The sequence below is a fragment of the Paenibacillus sp. FSL H7-0350 genome (assembly GCF_038593195.1).
Lineage (GTDB): Bacteria > Bacillota > Bacilli > Paenibacillales > Paenibacillaceae > Paenibacillus_AQ.
In genome coordinates this window covers 32,424-47,696 of the sequence record NZ_CP151972.1, presented here as the reverse complement: position 1 = coordinate 47,696, position 15,273 = coordinate 32,424, and the positions used below count along the sequence as shown (strand labels likewise).

Sequence of the window (15,273 nt, the reverse complement as noted above, 5' to 3'; positions counted from 1 at the left end):
CCCATCCCTGCAAAGGCAGAAATAGAGGTTCTCTGAATGACTTCCTATCATCCGGTTCAATCGTACAAATTCCCGTTCGCAAGCCTTGCCAGCCGCTCCTCATCCCGTACAATCAATCGGCCGTTCCTGCGTTCAATAATTCCGTCTTCAATCAGGCGGCGCACCACCCGGTTGAGATGCCGGTAACTGGTGCCAAGCAGATCGGCGGTCTCTGTCAGTGTGGAGGTACGAATCTCTTCTACGCGCTGGGCGCCGGTGTTGTCCGCGAACAGCGACATCAGGTAGCTGGCGAACCGGTTCTCTACCGGATAGAGCACATTCATGGCTGAGGTCTGGCCGAGCGTGTACATTTTGTGGCTCAGCTCTCCTACCAGGAAGCGCAACAGCGCAGTATTGTCTTCAATCTCCCGGAGCAGCAGCTTCCTTCCGGCAACAAGCAGCAGGCTGTCCCCTACAGAGACGACCTCATTCTTGACCGGATACTGGCGCAGCAGCTCCACATCCCCGATTACCGACATCGGCCGGGCGAACCGGACAAGCATTGACTTGCCGTTAGGCAGCAGCGTATGAATCTTCAGCTTGCCTTGCATCAGGAAAAACATATGCTCCAGCCGGTCGCCCACTGAGCAGACGGCCTCCCCGCCGCCGTAACGCCGAAGCTCCATCTGGGCAATCGCGCTGCTGCTGAACATGGCTGTGAGGCCATTCTGCTCGGTAAGGCTTCGAACCGCCTCCGGATTTATAATCGATTGCATGAGCTTCTTCTCTCCTTGTGTCATTTCTGCTGAAATTACTGTATCACAAGTCAAAGCCCGGAAGCTATTTGTGCATTATCTCTCCCGCAAAATAATCCTCCAGCGCTCTGCGTTCCCGGTGATTCGCCAGATTGAACGACGGCCAGCTCTGCTTAGGCTGAGTACGTTCTGACAATCTGCTGCGCAGCGCCTCGTCCAGAATCCCCTTTTCCTGCTTGTTGAACCTGATCAGCTCTGGAACCACATCTGCGGAGAGTCCGGCCAGATAACCGGCATCCAGTGTGCCGCTTGCTTCATAACGCTGGATATTCTGCTGCGCAATGATATGATCCATCCCTATATAGTTCATCAGCACGTAGGAGAGCAGGCCGAGCACGATGTAACATTTGAGAAGCGGGAAGGGTTCCCGGCTAATCCGCACGGCCGCCAGCACCAGCAGCAATCCGAGGAAGATCATGAAGGCATGCACCAGGAACCGGATGTAGGTATAACCGTAAGCCTCTTCATACAGAGTCAGCCGCGAGTACGCAGAATACAGCATGACCATGGAGCATAACACCAGAATGTACAGCAGGAGCTGAATTACCCGCTTCAGAATGCCGCCCGCTTTACGCACAGCCAGCAAGGACAGCAGCAAGATCGCGAAGTTAATGGATGTGACCAGAATCAGCTCCAGAAAACCGCTCCGCGCATAGTCCGCATACGTACTGTTCTCCGGCAGAATCCCGTCCCAGGCGCCGAACAGATACGAGAACTGGACACTCACAAACAGCATGTACACTGCATTGATTGCAGTCAGTACAGTTGTGATAATGACGGGGTCATCAAGACCAATACCCTCGTCCCCTGCTTCAGCTGCTACCAGCTTCTGTCCCATCGAATCAAATTCACTGGCCAGTGGAGTGCGGATATAGGATTTACTCTGTACAAACCCCCAGACGAAGCCGAACATGCCCAGCCCGAGCAGCAGAACCCACAAGCCCCGGAAGATCCAGTCCCCCAGCGAAATATTGTCAAAAATCCTTGGGAGTGCTGCCAGCAGCTGACTGAATACTCCGTCCGCCGTAGAGAGCAGCGAGATCACGATCAGCAACAGCGGCACGGAAATCAGCAGGCCAATCAGCACCCGCATCAATACCTGCTTGCGTTCATTCGGTATCCCGCCTTTGCCCCGGCGCAGCAGTCTCAGTCCCGTCGCCCAGTTGCGCAGACTTTGCGGGAACAGATGCTCCAGGGCCGCGCCGATCAGTGCGATTCCGCTCCAAGCGGGCTTGCGGTAACTAAGCATATACGTCATATGTAATAGAATCAGCACGGGAATAACAACGATATTAAGCGCAAAGAAAAACCAGTTGCCGAACAGCATATAGGTCAGGGACAACAAAAAAATAGAAGCCATCCAAACATAGCTGAACCAGGTCTGCTTGCGAAGCCGCTCCTTGGCGAAATAGAGCATAAAGGCGTAGAACAATGTGACAAAAATCGGGTAAGAGATCCCCGGCATTTTGCCGTAGAACAGGTACTGATGCACAATCGCAAGCAGAAATGCGGCTAATAAGGCTACACGCCCAAGCCCCGGTTTGGATACCATTTGTTCATCCATGGTAAATTCCCCCATCTTTTTACTGTCATATCCTGATTCTAGCTGATAAAATAAGAAGAAAAAGAGAAATATAATATTATTAATTTCCTATTTTAATGTTGAGGCAGGAGGAGAATATCCCAGATGAAGCTGCACAGTCAATTCCTGAAGCTGCATTCGCAGCATGGAGGTCCGGCTGAGATCTCCATCACCCTGGACGAGCTGGCCTTGACCCTTGGCTGCACCCACCGCAATGCATTGCATGTGATCCGCAAAATGGCCGATCTCGGCTGGATCACCTGGACCCCCAGCCGGGGACGGGGACGGCGCTCCAAGCTGGTATTCCTAGCGGCAGCCGAGGACATTGCCCTGGAATCCATGAAGCAGGCCATAAGCAGCAAGGATATCAGCAGTGCGCTGGAGGGCATCCGCGGACATGCCCGAACTTCATCGCTGCAGGACACGCTGCAAGGATGGCTGCTCGCTTACTTCGGGCATCATGCCGAGGTGCACAGCGACAAGCGGATCGATACGCTGCGGCTGCCGGTCACCCAGCAGCTCCATACCTTCGATCCGCTCTATATGAATTTGCTGGCGGAGTCGTTTGTCTCTAGCCATGTTTTTGACGGGCTGGTCGGCCGCAGCGGTGAACGCGGCAAGGTGATCCCCGGTCTGGCCCATGTCTGGGAGACAGACGGGAGCCGGACGGCCTGGACTTTTCATCTGCGTAAGGAGGTCTTGTTCCATCATGGCAAGGTACTGACCGCGGAGGATGTTGTCTACTCGTTCGAACGGATGATGTCCACCTCGCAGCGCATGCTGTACAGTTATATTGTCAAGGAGATTCAGGAGGTCCAAGCCTTGAATGCCTCTACCGTCCGCATTCTGCTGAAGAACCCGAATGAGCTCTTCCTTCCCTTCCTCTGCACCAGCCGGGCGGCGATTGTGCCACGCGATCTGGAGTCCATCGGAGAGAATCTGTTTGGACGCAGACCGGCGGGCACCGGTCCGTTCAAGGTCGTGGAGATGAATGAAGACACCTGTGTGCTGGAAGTGTTCCCGTATTACTTCCAGGGGCGGGCCCATCTGGACCGTGTAGAGATTATCTATGTCCCGTGGAGCCTTGACCGGGAGCCCTCAGAGACCGGCTCTGCCTTCCATGTCATCCCTAATCCGTCCACAGCGGGCGCAGACTCTCTAAGCAGAATCCATTCCGAGTCCTATGTCCGCAAATTCGTAACCTGCAACACGAAGAAAAAGGGACCGCTAAGCGATCCCCTTCTCCGTGCCGAGCTGCTATCCTGTCTGCAGGAAACTCCGAGAGTGCCCTTCCGGCATTTCGCAGCGCCTCCGGCTGAAGTCTTGCAGATTGCCACGATCCCGCAGTATGCCGGGGATGCCGAATACATCGCCGCAAGACTAACGCAGCATGGATTTTCCTGCAAGGTGTTATCCGTGTCGCCGGAGGAATTCAAAGGCCCGATCCGCCTGAAGTCCGACCTGATCGTCTTCTCGCTGCTCCGCGACCAGGATGAGCAGCTCCGGCTGTACGATCTGTATCTGACCCTCTCGCAGCACATCGAACCGCGCACCCGTGCGGGCATTGAGGGCAGGCTGCGCCAGATCTCGCGGGAGTCTGACGCCGCCGTCCGGGCGGAAGGCTTCCGGTTGATTGAGGATACTCTAACCCGTGACCACCAGCTGCATATTCTGTACGAACGGCCTGCCGAGACTGCCTATCTGCCCTCCGTACGCGGGGTGACCTTCAACAGCCAGGGCTGGGTCGATCTGCGCCATCTGTGGTTTCCGCCGGAGCTGTAGCTATAGAGTAGAAGGTCGGGGGAGGCTGACTACACCGCCAGACTATAACAAGACCGGCAGCCCCCTTTATTCTCTGCCGGGTAAATACGTAGCCAGACCTCTGCGCACCAGATTAGGGGAGGCTGGCTTACGGTCGAGTTCCCTTGACCAGATGGAGAGCTGGCCGATGTGATGAATCTCATGCGCGGCAACATGGCGCATGACTTCGCCCCATCTATGCTGGGTAACCTGCCCATCCGGCCCATACTCACTTAGAATCCTCCGTTCCAATTCCTCATTCCAGGCCACTACGAAGGACTCCACCTCCGGCCGGAAGCGTGCGTCTACCTCTCTGATTTTCTGCAGAGTGTTGTACTCCGTGAAGTCTAAACGGATATCCGGCTTACCTTCCATATCCCGGACCCAGCTTAATTCCACATCCACAATATGCACTAGCGTCTGCAGGATTCCGCCCACTCCGCCAATCCGTGTCTTCACCAGTTCTTCTTCCGGCAGCTCCTCGCACCATTGATACCATTCCTCGCGGACCTGCCAGTTATAGCGAAATAAGGTTTGCATGGTTGGCCTTCCCCTCCGCTTCTTTTGCTTTTTGTTAAATTCTCTAGTGCTTCTTATATACCTTTATTTCTTACCCTTTCTAACGCCGGATGCTATAGAATCTCATCGCGGTGGGAACACCCTTGATCTCCAGCACCCCGCTGTAGATCAGCTCCCTCACCCTGTGCTCGAAATAAGCATCACCGATATACTGCTCACAGTATCCGATCGCCTCTCCGACCAGCCGGGCTGATTTCAGGAATCCATCATTCCCTGGCGGCGGCTCCAGCGAGTCCAGCTTATCCAGCAGATAGCTGTCGTAATAATCAGCAGGCACTTCCAGCAAGGCATCCTCCCGCCAGATTCGCAGTACGCCGGATTGCCCGGAAATCGTCAGCCAATCCTGAGATAACCGCGCAATATCCGTAGCAGTCAGCCTGCTGCCCTCATCGATCCGCAGAAGCGCTTCCCTAAGCTTGTCTGACGGAATCTCACCGGAATGACAGTAGTTTATAAAAGCATGTGGCCGGTTGAACAACTTCTCACAGATGGCCCCGGCATCAAGCACTATAATCTCAGTCTGTCTGTTCCCCAGCAGATGGACCGCAAGACGCAGCCCCGCCTGCTCGGATGCATTACTCCCGGTCCAGATTACAATTTGGGCCTGCTCAGAAATCTGCTCCAGGTTGTCCAGCAGCTCAGTATACTCTCTTTCACATTCATCAGAGACCGTAAAATATTCATGGATATGCTGGCGGAACCAATCGCTGCGCAGTTTCCTTCCCACTGGTGTATCCAACTGATCCAGCGGACCTATAGCATAATTCTCCCGCAGAATAATCAGCTTATGGGTATCCGTCCAGCCAAACTCTTTAAGCACCTGCTTCATGCTGCCCCCGAAGGAGTCGCCGCAGAGGATGTGGACATGGGTGCTGTCAGGAGCCGGGTCCCAGAAGGCACGCTGTGCCGGAAGACTCATCAATGATGAGTACTGTTCAATCAATTCGGCAACCGGCTCCGCCATATGCTCCTCCAGCGGTCTCTCCAGCAGTCCGTACTGCTCCTTCAACTCACCTATCCCCGCCAGAATCTGCGTCAAGTATGACTTGACTTCCTCATCCCTGAGCGTACTTACAGCCTTTTTGATCGCCAGCATGTCCTTCACGGATTCACCTCTGATTCAAAATCGAAATTGAAATTAATTCTCGGAGCGGTCGAGCAGGCGCCCTTTTACAAGTAAATAAGCAGGAGTACTTGGTGTTTCGGTTTTAACGGTAACCTCAATTGTTCCATCCTTACGGACAGCCGGTCTTTCCCGCTTCTGCGCCGGCAACTGAATCAATTGATCATCATACAGTATATATGCCGCTACATCCGCCGCCCCTTCAGGAACATCCTTACCTGTTATATTCTTCGACTTTACCGTGAAGCTGCCTTTTACAGGGTCAAAGGTGTAAGAAATGGGCCGGAACGCATCGTCGCTAATAATCGTCCCCGGTGGGGAAGTGAAGGGGCCCTTCTCATTGTCCTCTATAGAATACTTGATGATATCCGTCTGCATCAAGGTTTCACCCGTCAGCGTGTAGAGCTGATTCGCCTGATCCCATTTGCTCACAATGCCCAGACGTCCTGCGAGCACACTGACCGGAATGAACATCGAATTCTGCTCCATCACCGGAACCGTGTCCATCGACCCGGCAACCCCGTTAACCGAAACAGATTTAGAACCAATTGTGAACTTAACCGTTACACTATCCTTTTCTATGGCAGCCGTTCTAGCTTTGGCATCATAGCTAACCTTCGCCCCCATCAGCTCGCTGATTGAGCGAAGCGGGATCATCGTCCGGTAGTTGGCATCCACATATGGCGCCTTCGGTGCTGTATAGAGCACATAATAATCGTTGATTTTCAGCAGTGCAGGGTATTTCTTAGCCGCCGCCTCTACCTTCCCCGGATTCACCCCCGTCAACATAGCGAAGCTCAATCCCGCAGCCAGTAAGGCTGTCAACACTTTTTTACCTGTCTTCATCCCAGACATCCTCTCTTTTCCTCTATTTCATATAATTTTATTATCTTTCTTATTACTCCAAATCCCCGCCTCAGTTGCGCCTCTCTACTAAAATCTAACAAACCGCCCAGGGATGCAGTGTCATTTTTGTGACATGCCTTTCTCTGCCTGAACACGTAAAAGCAGTTTGAATACCAACTTGATATATTTATAATAATAGAGAAGTTAATGCAAAGGATGACCACCTGACAATATGCTGCACGGATAATCAGGCTACGATTACTACCCGATGATATGCTTGTTACGAAAGGAGGAATTGCGGTGGAGTGGCTGGAGCGAATGAATCGGGCGATCGGTTATATTGAAGATAACTTAGAACAAGATATTGATTACGATCAAATCGCTAAAATTGCCTTATGTTCGGTTTACCAGTTTCAACGTATGTTTTCATTTGTACTTGAAGTCCCGTTATCCGAATATATCAGGCGCAGAAGACTGACGCTGGCTGCATTTGATCTAAAGGACAGAAAGAACACTGTGATGGAGATAGCCTTGAAGTACAGATATGAATCACCGGAAGCCTTCTCCCGGGCGTTTCACAATTTGCATGGAATGACGCCTACATTAGCGCGCAATGCCGGAAGTGAGTTAAGAGCCTATCCCCGCATCTCCTTTCAAATCATCTTAAAGGGAGTGACCGGAATGAATTACCGGATGGAGAAACGGGATGCTTTTCAAGTGTATGGGCTGGAAGATATCTACCACTACGACACTATTACGAATGAAGCGGGCGTAACGATCCCGGAGGTTTGGCAAAATATCTGCAAGAATGGAGAATTGGAACGTTTATCCCAGTCAGTAAGCGGGACTTGGAGAGACGAAGGCAATTTCAGCAAGGAACTTGGAGCGGTCTTTGCATTCGATGCCTATACATTCACAAGCAACTCGACCTTCCCTTATCTAATCGGGTGCTACAAAGCGCCAGGCAGCCAAGTGAACGGATACACTGTGGTTGATGTTCCCGAAGCTACGTGGGTCGTTTTCTCAACACTCCATGATGGGAACGGCAGCGGCAACTATGATTTGCGGTCTTTGAAGAATCGTATTTTCTCTGAATGGCTGCAAACCTCAACTTATACGATTCTAGATGGCGGCAATTTCGAGATGTATGGTACAAGCGCAGATGGCTATGAATATTGTGAACTATGGTATAGAGTCGGGGAATAGGACAAGTGGAAACGGCTTTGCTGTCCTTTTATAGGACGGTACCGTTTCGGCGAGAAATAGAAGGATAATTTATAGCGTGAAACATATAAATTCTTATATTTTGAAAAAAGCGGTGCCCGGAAAAAACCGGCCACCGCTTTTTTGTCACCAGATGTATTTGTGCAAGGTTAGCAACATTCACTGGTTTTGAACTAGATGTTGAACATTCATCTCTGATTTAGAATTCATTCTATATAAAATGAGCGTAGCGATTATAGCAATTCCAACCCCAACAGCACCAATCCATGTAATAGATGCAAGCGAGACTGCTTCAATAGCTACTCCGCCTATACCGGCACCTGCTGCCATAGCAAGCTGCATCATAGACTGATTAAGGCCAAGCATAACACCTGAGGCTTCGGGTTCAATTGTCGTTAAATGATATTGCTGCGTCGGACCAGAGGACCATGCGGAGAAGGACCACAACAATAGCACAACCATTACACCAATGAGTATATTCGTTACTAAAGACAATAGGATCAGCATTACAATATGGAGTATCAACCCGCTCAATAAGGTTCGGTTAACCCCCCACCGGTCCGTGCTGAAGCCACCGATTTTGGAGCCTATCATACTAGCTATTCCGAATATAAGCAAAGCACCGCTGAGATATTTATCACTTATGCCCGATACTTCAAGCAGATACGGTGAAAGATACGTATATGCTACCGAATATCCACCAAGCCAAAAGAAGGTAATCGAGAGTCCCAAGGCGACCTTTGGCTTTTGAAGCAAACGTAATTGTTGCCGTAATGGAATAGGTTCATCTCCCTTCACACGCGGAATGGCGAAAGAAAGTATAATCATTGCGATAATCCCTAAAAGGGCGATTCCCCCGAACACAGATTTCCAGCCAAGCGTATCCGCTGCAATGCGCCCAAGAGGTACGCCAATGATTAATGATGCAGTAAAGCCCATTACGACCGTTGCAATAGCGCTTGCTTGTTTACCCTCTGGGGCAATTTTCGCGGCAATGTTTAAGGCGGTAACAACCACTACCCCTGCGCCTATGGCCATAATGATGCGGGCAACTACAAACAATCCATACCCGGGCAAAAGAACGGCGAGAATGTTAGATACCACAAACAAACCTAGACCCATCATGATTAATTTCCGTCTATCTATACCTGCGGTTACAGCCATAAGAATTGGAGTGAATATAGCGTAGACTAGCGAAAAAATCGTAATTAATTGCCCGGCTGCAGCAACTGAAACACCAAGTGAAATGGACACCTTATCTAGAATGCCAGACAGAATATACTCGGACGTCCCTACCAAAAAACTAACAATGGCTAAAATATACACTTTCCAGCTTACAGACATAGAATGATACAACTCCTTTGAATATTAAAATGTACAATTCGTGATTTGTCGATATGATATTTAAAAAGAGATATCGCGAAATGTCGAATCATAGTGCTGAGAAAAAGCTGAATTCTGTGTACAGAACTCAGTATCATCTCTCTTACATGTCAGTCATCGTATACTGAGCTAACTGCCGTATGGCTTCTTCGTCTCTCTGATAATACGTAAATTTGCCTATACGCTTTGTGGTGATCAGCCCTGCCCGCTGCAAGATCGTAAGATATTGAGAGGCCGTTGACTGAGTCATGTTCAGCTTGTCGGTTATTTGACTTACACAAACCCCAATTTCCTCCATATCCACTCCTTCGTGGGGTTTAAAATGAACGTATGGCTCTTTGAGCCATTGTAAGATCTGTAACCTGGATTCATTCGATAAAGCTTTAAATACATCAATTGGATTCATAATTTTTATTATATCGATGATTTGCGATATGTCAATACGGAAGGCATATTGGTTTTCCTTATATTTATCTCGCATCTATAAAATTAGAGGGCTTTCCCACCTGCCTCCCCCCACAGTAAGTGAACTTGAGCTTCCCCCTATTTGGGAGGGGTGGCGGAGGGGATGTTTGGAACTGTAGGAGCGATAGCGTCCGCCTTTGTCTCCGGATTTCAACCGCTGGAAGCGGCTTGAATCAAGAAATCTGGAGACAACAGCGGCCGAAAGTCCAAACGATCCCCGGAGCCACGGCTATTCCCAATATAGAGAGTAACTCCAGTTCACTTCACCGACCCGATCATCCCAGCCACAAACTGCTTCTGCATCACGAAGAATACCAGTGCAGTAGGAATCGTGCCGATTACAATCGCGATCATGATCATTCCATAGTCCGGGGCGTAGCCCGAGCCGAGAGTGGAGATGAGCAGCGGCATGGTCTTGGTCTGCGGCGTCTGCAATACGATCAGCGGCCAGAGATAGTTATTCCAGCTCGACATGAACGTAATGATCGCCCCAGCGGCGTAAGTCGTCTTCATAGTCGGCAGGTAGATGCGCAGGAAGATGCCCAGCTCGCTAAGCCCATCCATCCGGCCGGCCTCCAGCAGCTCCTTCGGGAACATCTTTGTGCTCTGGCGGAAAAAGAAGATCAGGAATGCGGTAGTCACGGTAGGCAGAATGACCGAGGTCATCGTATCAATGCCCATCCATGGGAAGACGTTCGATATCTGGCCGAACATCCGGTACAGCGGGATCATCAGCGCGGCGAACGGAATCATCATCGACAGCAGCAGAATGTTGAATACGATATCCTTCGAGCGGCTGCGGAAGACCTCGAAGCCGTAGCCGGCCAGCGAAGCAATCAGCAGCGCCAGCAGCGTGGTGGTTATGGAGATTTTCGCTGAATTCATCAGGGATACCTGCAGGTCCGTGGTGTCCAGCAGCTTGCGCAGATTCTCCATTAGATGGGTACCCGGCAGCAGCCGCCCGCGGGTGACATCCACCGACTGGTTCGTCGAGCTGACAACCATCCACAGGAATGGAAAGATGGAGACAATGGCCGCGATGCTCAGGAACAGATACATGAAGAAACGTTTACTTTTAGCCATTTTTTTCACCTGCCACTTTGAACTGGATGACCGACAGCAGCGCGATCATAATGACGATCGAATACGATACGGTGGCTGCATAGCCGAAGTCTGCTGCATATTTGAACGACAAATTGTAGATGTACTGGGAGATCGTCTGGGTCGCGTTGCCCGGGCCGCCCTTCGTAATATTCATAACCTCGTCGAACAATTGCAGCGTCCCGATGGTTGAGGTAATGGAGGTGAACAGGATGATCGGCTTCAGCAGCGGGACCGTAATTCCGAAGAACTGGCGGGTAGACGATGCTCCGTCAATTTTGGCGGCCTCGTAGATGGAGTGATCGATATTTTGCAGGGCCGACAGGTAAAAAATCATATTGTAACCCGTCCAGCGCCAAGTGATCGCTATGATAATGGTGATTTTGGCCCAGAACGGATCGGTGATCCATTCAATCGGGGCACTGACCAGATGGAGCTTCAGCAGCATCGTATTCACCAGGCCATTGCCGGAGAACAAATACTTGAATACTACAGAATACGCAACCAGTGAAGTGACACAGGGCAGGAAGATCGCCGTCCGGAAAAACCCCTTGAATCTCAGCTTGCTGTCATTCAGCAGCACCGAGATAAACAGCGCAAGGATGATCATCAGCGGCACTTGAACCAGCAGATAGATGAAGGTGTTCTTAACCGATACAATAAATGTCTTGTCAGACAGAAGCCGTGAATAGTTATCGAAGCCGGTAAACGTAAGATTGCTGCCCGTTCCCGTCTGGAACGACAGAATAAGTGCCTGAAGCATCGGGTAGAAATAGAAGACGAAGATCAGAATGACCGCAAGCAGGACGAAGGACCATCCGGTCAACACGCTTTTGGTGCGGAATCTTAGTTTGGAATTTGTTTGATGCACAGCTGCCCAGTCCTTTCCTTATCATACAAGTGGAAACGGCGTTGCCGTCCTTTTAGAGGACGGTACCGTTTCAGCGAGAAATAGAAGGATAATTTATCATGTGAAACATATAAATTCTTATATTTTAAAATAAACCCCGGACGCCGCCCGCCTCCTGAACTCCCGGAAGCTGCAGGCCACGCCCAAGGTCACTGATGAGAGTTAACTATTTAATCTGTGACTCGGCCTGGGCCTGGGCATCGCTCAGCACGCTGTCAATATCCTTGCCGTTCAGATAATTCTGCATCTCTACAATCAGAATGTCTTCAATCGCATACGTGTTGATTCCGTAATTGACGCTTGGGATCTGCTCCGTCCAGGCGGCGAAATCCGATACAATCTTCTGGCCGCTGAAGAATTCATTGGCCTGGCTGTAAGCCTCTCCGCCCGCAGCCGCTTTGAAGGTGCCAATGACACCGATGTCCGTGAGCAGCTTCTGGTACATTTCAACATTCGAGCCGAAGGTCTTCGCCATGAAGTCTGCTGCCGTCTCCTTACCATCCACGTTCATGACATACCAGGAGCTTCCGCCCAGGTTCGAGGCATGAACAGATTTGTTCACAGTAAGCTTCGGAAGCGGTGCGATGCCCCACTTGCCGGATTGTGACGCTTCAGCCGTAATCGATGGGGTGATCCAGTTGCCTGTCGGCACGGATGCTACATCGCCACTGTTCAGGGCGGCTACGAACTGGCTCCAGTCTGCATGCACCTTGGCTACGTTCGATTCCATCAACTCCTTATAGGTTTCAAAAGCTTCCTTAAGCGGTGCATTTCCCGCGATATTCGGCGTCTTGCCGTCTTCCTTCAGGTACCACTCGCCTGCGGATTGAATCATCACCCGGATCAGTCCGAGGTCGTTCGGGTCCAGCGTAATCAACGCCTTGCCGGTTTTCTCTTTCACAGCTTTGCCGATTTCAATATATTGCTTCCAGTCGATATCCTGCAGATCGGCCAGCTTGTAGCCTGCCTGCTCCAGATAGTCGGTTCTGAGATAGAGGCCGGTAACGCCGGAGTCAAAAGGAACTCCATACTGCTTGCCGTCCAGGCTGGTCGGTCCGCTTTTGTAATCCGCAAAGTCGGTGCCCTTGATTGAGCTGCTCAGATCGTAGAAGGAATCCTTGTACGATTGCAGGAAGCTCTGGGAACGGTAATCCTCAATCAGCACGATGTTCGGCAGACCCTTGGTGGTTCCGGAATTCAGCCCAGTGTTAAGCTTCTGGATGATATCCGCCTGTGCATATTCCACAATGTTAATTTTTACATCAGGGTTTGTCTTGGCATATTCTGCTTTGGCCACTTCCAGTGCGGCGATGTTGAATGCAGGGTCCCAAGCCCAAATTGTAATTTCCTTCGCCTGTGCAGGCTCTGTAGCTGCTGTATTCTCTGTCTTTCCTGTGTCCGCAGCCGTATTGCCGGAATTCTTGGACCCGGAGTTCGAACTGCAGGCCGTAAGCAGTAGCAGGCAAATCAGGACTAACGCAAAGCCTTTTTTCATTGGTAAGCCTCCCCTTTGATTGCGCTTTACTATATCTCGTTTGAATGTAAGCGCTTATTTATTACATAAGTAATCTTATCATCCGCTCCGGTGGACCCGTTAGAACTTACTTTATGGGGATTGGTCATTTTATCGCCTAATTGTAAGCGTTACCTTGATTGCTGTTTGTTCTTTTTTTAGAAAATGGTAATAATCTCACTTCTTCATCAGCGGCAGGCGGATTCGGATGGCAGTTCCCTCCCCCGGCGCACTCTTAATGGTGACTCCATACTCTTCGCCGTACATCAGCACCAGCCGGTCATGCACATTCCTAATACCGATTCCGGTGAACAGCTGGCGCTTCCCCGCCAGGCCGGACATAGGCAGATCAGCCGCTCCCATATCCATTCCGTCCCCGTTATCCACCACCTCACAGAGCAGAGATCCGGCATCCTGGGAGATAAGGATATGGATATATCCGCCGTTTTTGCGCGTAAACGCATGGAAGAAGGCATTCTCAATAAACGGCTGAATAATCAGCTTCGGCAGATGACAGTCCATACAATCCGGGGAGACGAAGAAATTCACCCTGATCCGTTCGCCGTACCGCACATGGTTGATGAACACATAGGATTTCAGATTCTCCAGCTCCTGTGTCACTGTGATGCTCTCGCTGACATTGCTCAGCGCATTCTGCAGCATCGAGATCAGGGCATGAATTGTATGCACCGCCTTCTCTTGACTGCCCTGCTGCACCAGGAAGTTGACCGAAGCCAGTGTATTGTACAGAAAATGCGGGTTAATCTGATGCTGCAAGGCCGCAATCTCGGCATTCCGCTGCTCCTTCTGCGTATCCACCAGCTTCTCGACATATTCATTCAGCTCGTCCAGCATATAGTTATAGGCATGCCCCAGCTCCTGAAATTCAAAGCTCCCTGTAACCGTAATGTAATTGTGGAAGTTACGCTCGGTGATTTTGGACATTTGCCGGGTAAGCAGCGTGAGCGACCGGGTCAGCCTTCTGAAGATCAAGAACACCACGATCAGGGCCACGGCCACGATAGCTGAGCAGAACAGCACCACCATTTTACCGTTGACCATCTGGCCGAGGGCCGTCTGCTTATCGATCAGATTCACAATATAGAAATCATAAGACGGCAGATAATCCGCAATCAGGATTGTATCGGTGCCCTGGAAATCAATGTTCTGGTAAGCAAGCTGCTGCTCCTCAATCTCGCTGGCCACCTGTAATAGATCCCCCGCCTGCTGACCCATCAGATCACTACGGTTGCTTGACACTATCATACCCTGCTTATTGAGGATCAATACATCGTTCCCGGTACTGGCAAAGCTCCCGTAGAAGGAGCGGAAATCCCGTTCATGAATGGTAAAATACAGCGTCCCGTAAATATCGCCGGTCGTCCGGTCCATCAGCGCTTTGCTGCCTACGATCACCGCTTCCTTCTTCGGCGAATCCTGCACCGTCTCCTCATAGAACTGGTACATCAGCCGTTTCGGCTCAGCCAAAGTATTCCGTGTCAGCTCGTGCTGCTGCAGCTCCCGGTCACTCATTAGCAGATTATTCGTATTGGTGGAGTAGCTGCGGCCGTTTTTGCCCATGATTTTGATCCCGACCTGGTAGGCATCGAGAGTGGACTGAATCTTCTTCATCTGCGTGGTCATATTGTAATAGGTCCGCAGCATCCGCAGAGAGTCCGAGTCCTCCTCAGACAGGAAGGAGCGGATCGTGCCGCTTAGCTGGGCATTATTGGTAGCCGTAACGATCGAATAATGAAAAGCTTCAAAGCTTGCCTTAATCTGGCTGATCACCTTGGAATTCGTAATGCTAAAGGTATTCATGAACAACTTCTCCGACATGCGGACGGTCGTCCAGGAGGAAGCGATGGCTACAGCGATGATGCTGATCAGCATGACGATGAAGATTTTGATGAACAGGCTGTGAAATTTGAACCGCTCCCAGTATCTGCGCAT

General features: G+C 50.7%; 13 protein-coding genes. 2 read left to right on the top strand and 11 right to left on the bottom strand.

Going from position 1 to position 15,273, the window contains the following annotated elements:
- Positions 1-56 precede the first annotated feature (56 nt).
- A complete protein-coding gene (locus NYE24_RS00250; protein WP_342477751.1) occupies positions 57-755 on the bottom strand; it encodes a cyclic nucleotide-binding domain-containing protein in 699 nt (232 codons plus the stop codon).
- 64 nt (positions 756-819) lie between these two features.
- The gene (locus NYE24_RS00245) at positions 820-2,358 is read right to left on the bottom strand and encodes a DUF4173 domain-containing protein (RefSeq protein WP_342477750.1); all 1,539 of its coding nucleotides are present in this window, start codon (positions 2,356-2,358) and stop codon (positions 820-822) included.
- Between the two features lie 123 nt (positions 2,359-2,481).
- On the opposite strand from NYE24_RS00245, the gene NYE24_RS00240 reads away from it, so the two are divergent.
- Entirely contained in the window at positions 2,482-4,158 is a 1,677-nt protein-coding gene (locus NYE24_RS00240; protein ID WP_342477749.1) for an ABC transporter substrate-binding protein, read from the top strand.
- Between the two features lie 66 nt (positions 4,159-4,224).
- Here the strand turns inward: NYE24_RS00240 and NYE24_RS00235 are convergent, their stop codons facing one another.
- From NYE24_RS00235 to NYE24_RS00225, 3 genes are all read right to left on the bottom strand, one after another.
- Positions 4,225-4,716 (bottom strand): DinB family protein, encoded by a 492-nt coding sequence (locus NYE24_RS00235; RefSeq protein WP_342477748.1) that lies wholly within the window; start codon positions 4,714-4,716, stop codon positions 4,225-4,227.
- Positions 4,717-4,795: 79 nt separating this feature from the next.
- Positions 4,796-5,851 (bottom strand): DUF1835 domain-containing protein, encoded by a 1,056-nt coding sequence (locus NYE24_RS00230; RefSeq protein ID WP_342479343.1) that lies wholly within the window; start codon positions 5,849-5,851, stop codon positions 4,796-4,798.
- Between the two features lie 42 nt (positions 5,852-5,893).
- Positions 5,894-6,724: a copper amine oxidase N-terminal domain-containing protein gene (locus NYE24_RS00225; RefSeq protein ID WP_342477747.1), complete on the bottom strand. Its 831-nt coding sequence runs from the start codon at positions 6,722-6,724 to the stop codon at positions 5,894-5,896.
- 300 nt (positions 6,725-7,024) lie between these two features.
- Here NYE24_RS00225 and NYE24_RS00220 point away from each other — a divergent pair, with 300 nt between their 5' ends.
- Positions 7,025-7,930, top strand: a complete 906-nt coding sequence (locus NYE24_RS00220; RefSeq protein WP_342477746.1) for a helix-turn-helix domain-containing protein — start codon at positions 7,025-7,027, stop codon at positions 7,928-7,930.
- 177 nt (positions 7,931-8,107) lie between these two features.
- On the opposite strand, the gene NYE24_RS00215 is transcribed toward NYE24_RS00220, so the two are convergent.
- From NYE24_RS00215 to NYE24_RS00190, 6 genes are all read right to left on the bottom strand, one after another.
- The gene (locus tag NYE24_RS00215; protein WP_342477745.1) at positions 8,108-9,292 is read right to left on the bottom strand and encodes an MFS transporter; all 1,185 of its coding nucleotides are present in this window, start codon (positions 9,290-9,292) and stop codon (positions 8,108-8,110) included.
- A 142-nt stretch (positions 9,293-9,434) separates the two neighbouring features.
- Positions 9,435-9,737 (bottom strand): metalloregulator ArsR/SmtB family transcription factor, encoded by a 303-nt coding sequence (locus NYE24_RS00210; protein WP_036695142.1) that lies wholly within the window; start codon positions 9,735-9,737, stop codon positions 9,435-9,437.
- A 317-nt stretch (positions 9,738-10,054) separates the two neighbouring features.
- Positions 10,055-10,879 (bottom strand): carbohydrate ABC transporter permease, encoded by an 825-nt coding sequence (locus tag NYE24_RS00205; protein WP_076154612.1) that lies wholly within the window; start codon positions 10,877-10,879, stop codon positions 10,055-10,057.
- The gene (locus NYE24_RS00200) at positions 10,872-11,768 is read right to left on the bottom strand and encodes a sugar ABC transporter permease (protein WP_036695086.1); all 897 of its coding nucleotides are present in this window, start codon (positions 11,766-11,768) and stop codon (positions 10,872-10,874) included. The genes NYE24_RS00205 and NYE24_RS00200 overlap by 8 nt, the downstream gene beginning before the upstream one ends.
- 205 nt (positions 11,769-11,973) lie before the next feature.
- Complete coding sequence (locus NYE24_RS00195; protein ID WP_342477744.1) at positions 11,974-13,302, bottom strand: extracellular solute-binding protein; 1,329 nt, start codon at positions 13,300-13,302, stop codon at positions 11,974-11,976.
- Between the two features lie 195 nt (positions 13,303-13,497).
- Entirely contained in the window at positions 13,498-15,273 is a 1,776-nt protein-coding gene (locus NYE24_RS00190) for a sensor histidine kinase (protein ID WP_036695088.1), read from the bottom strand.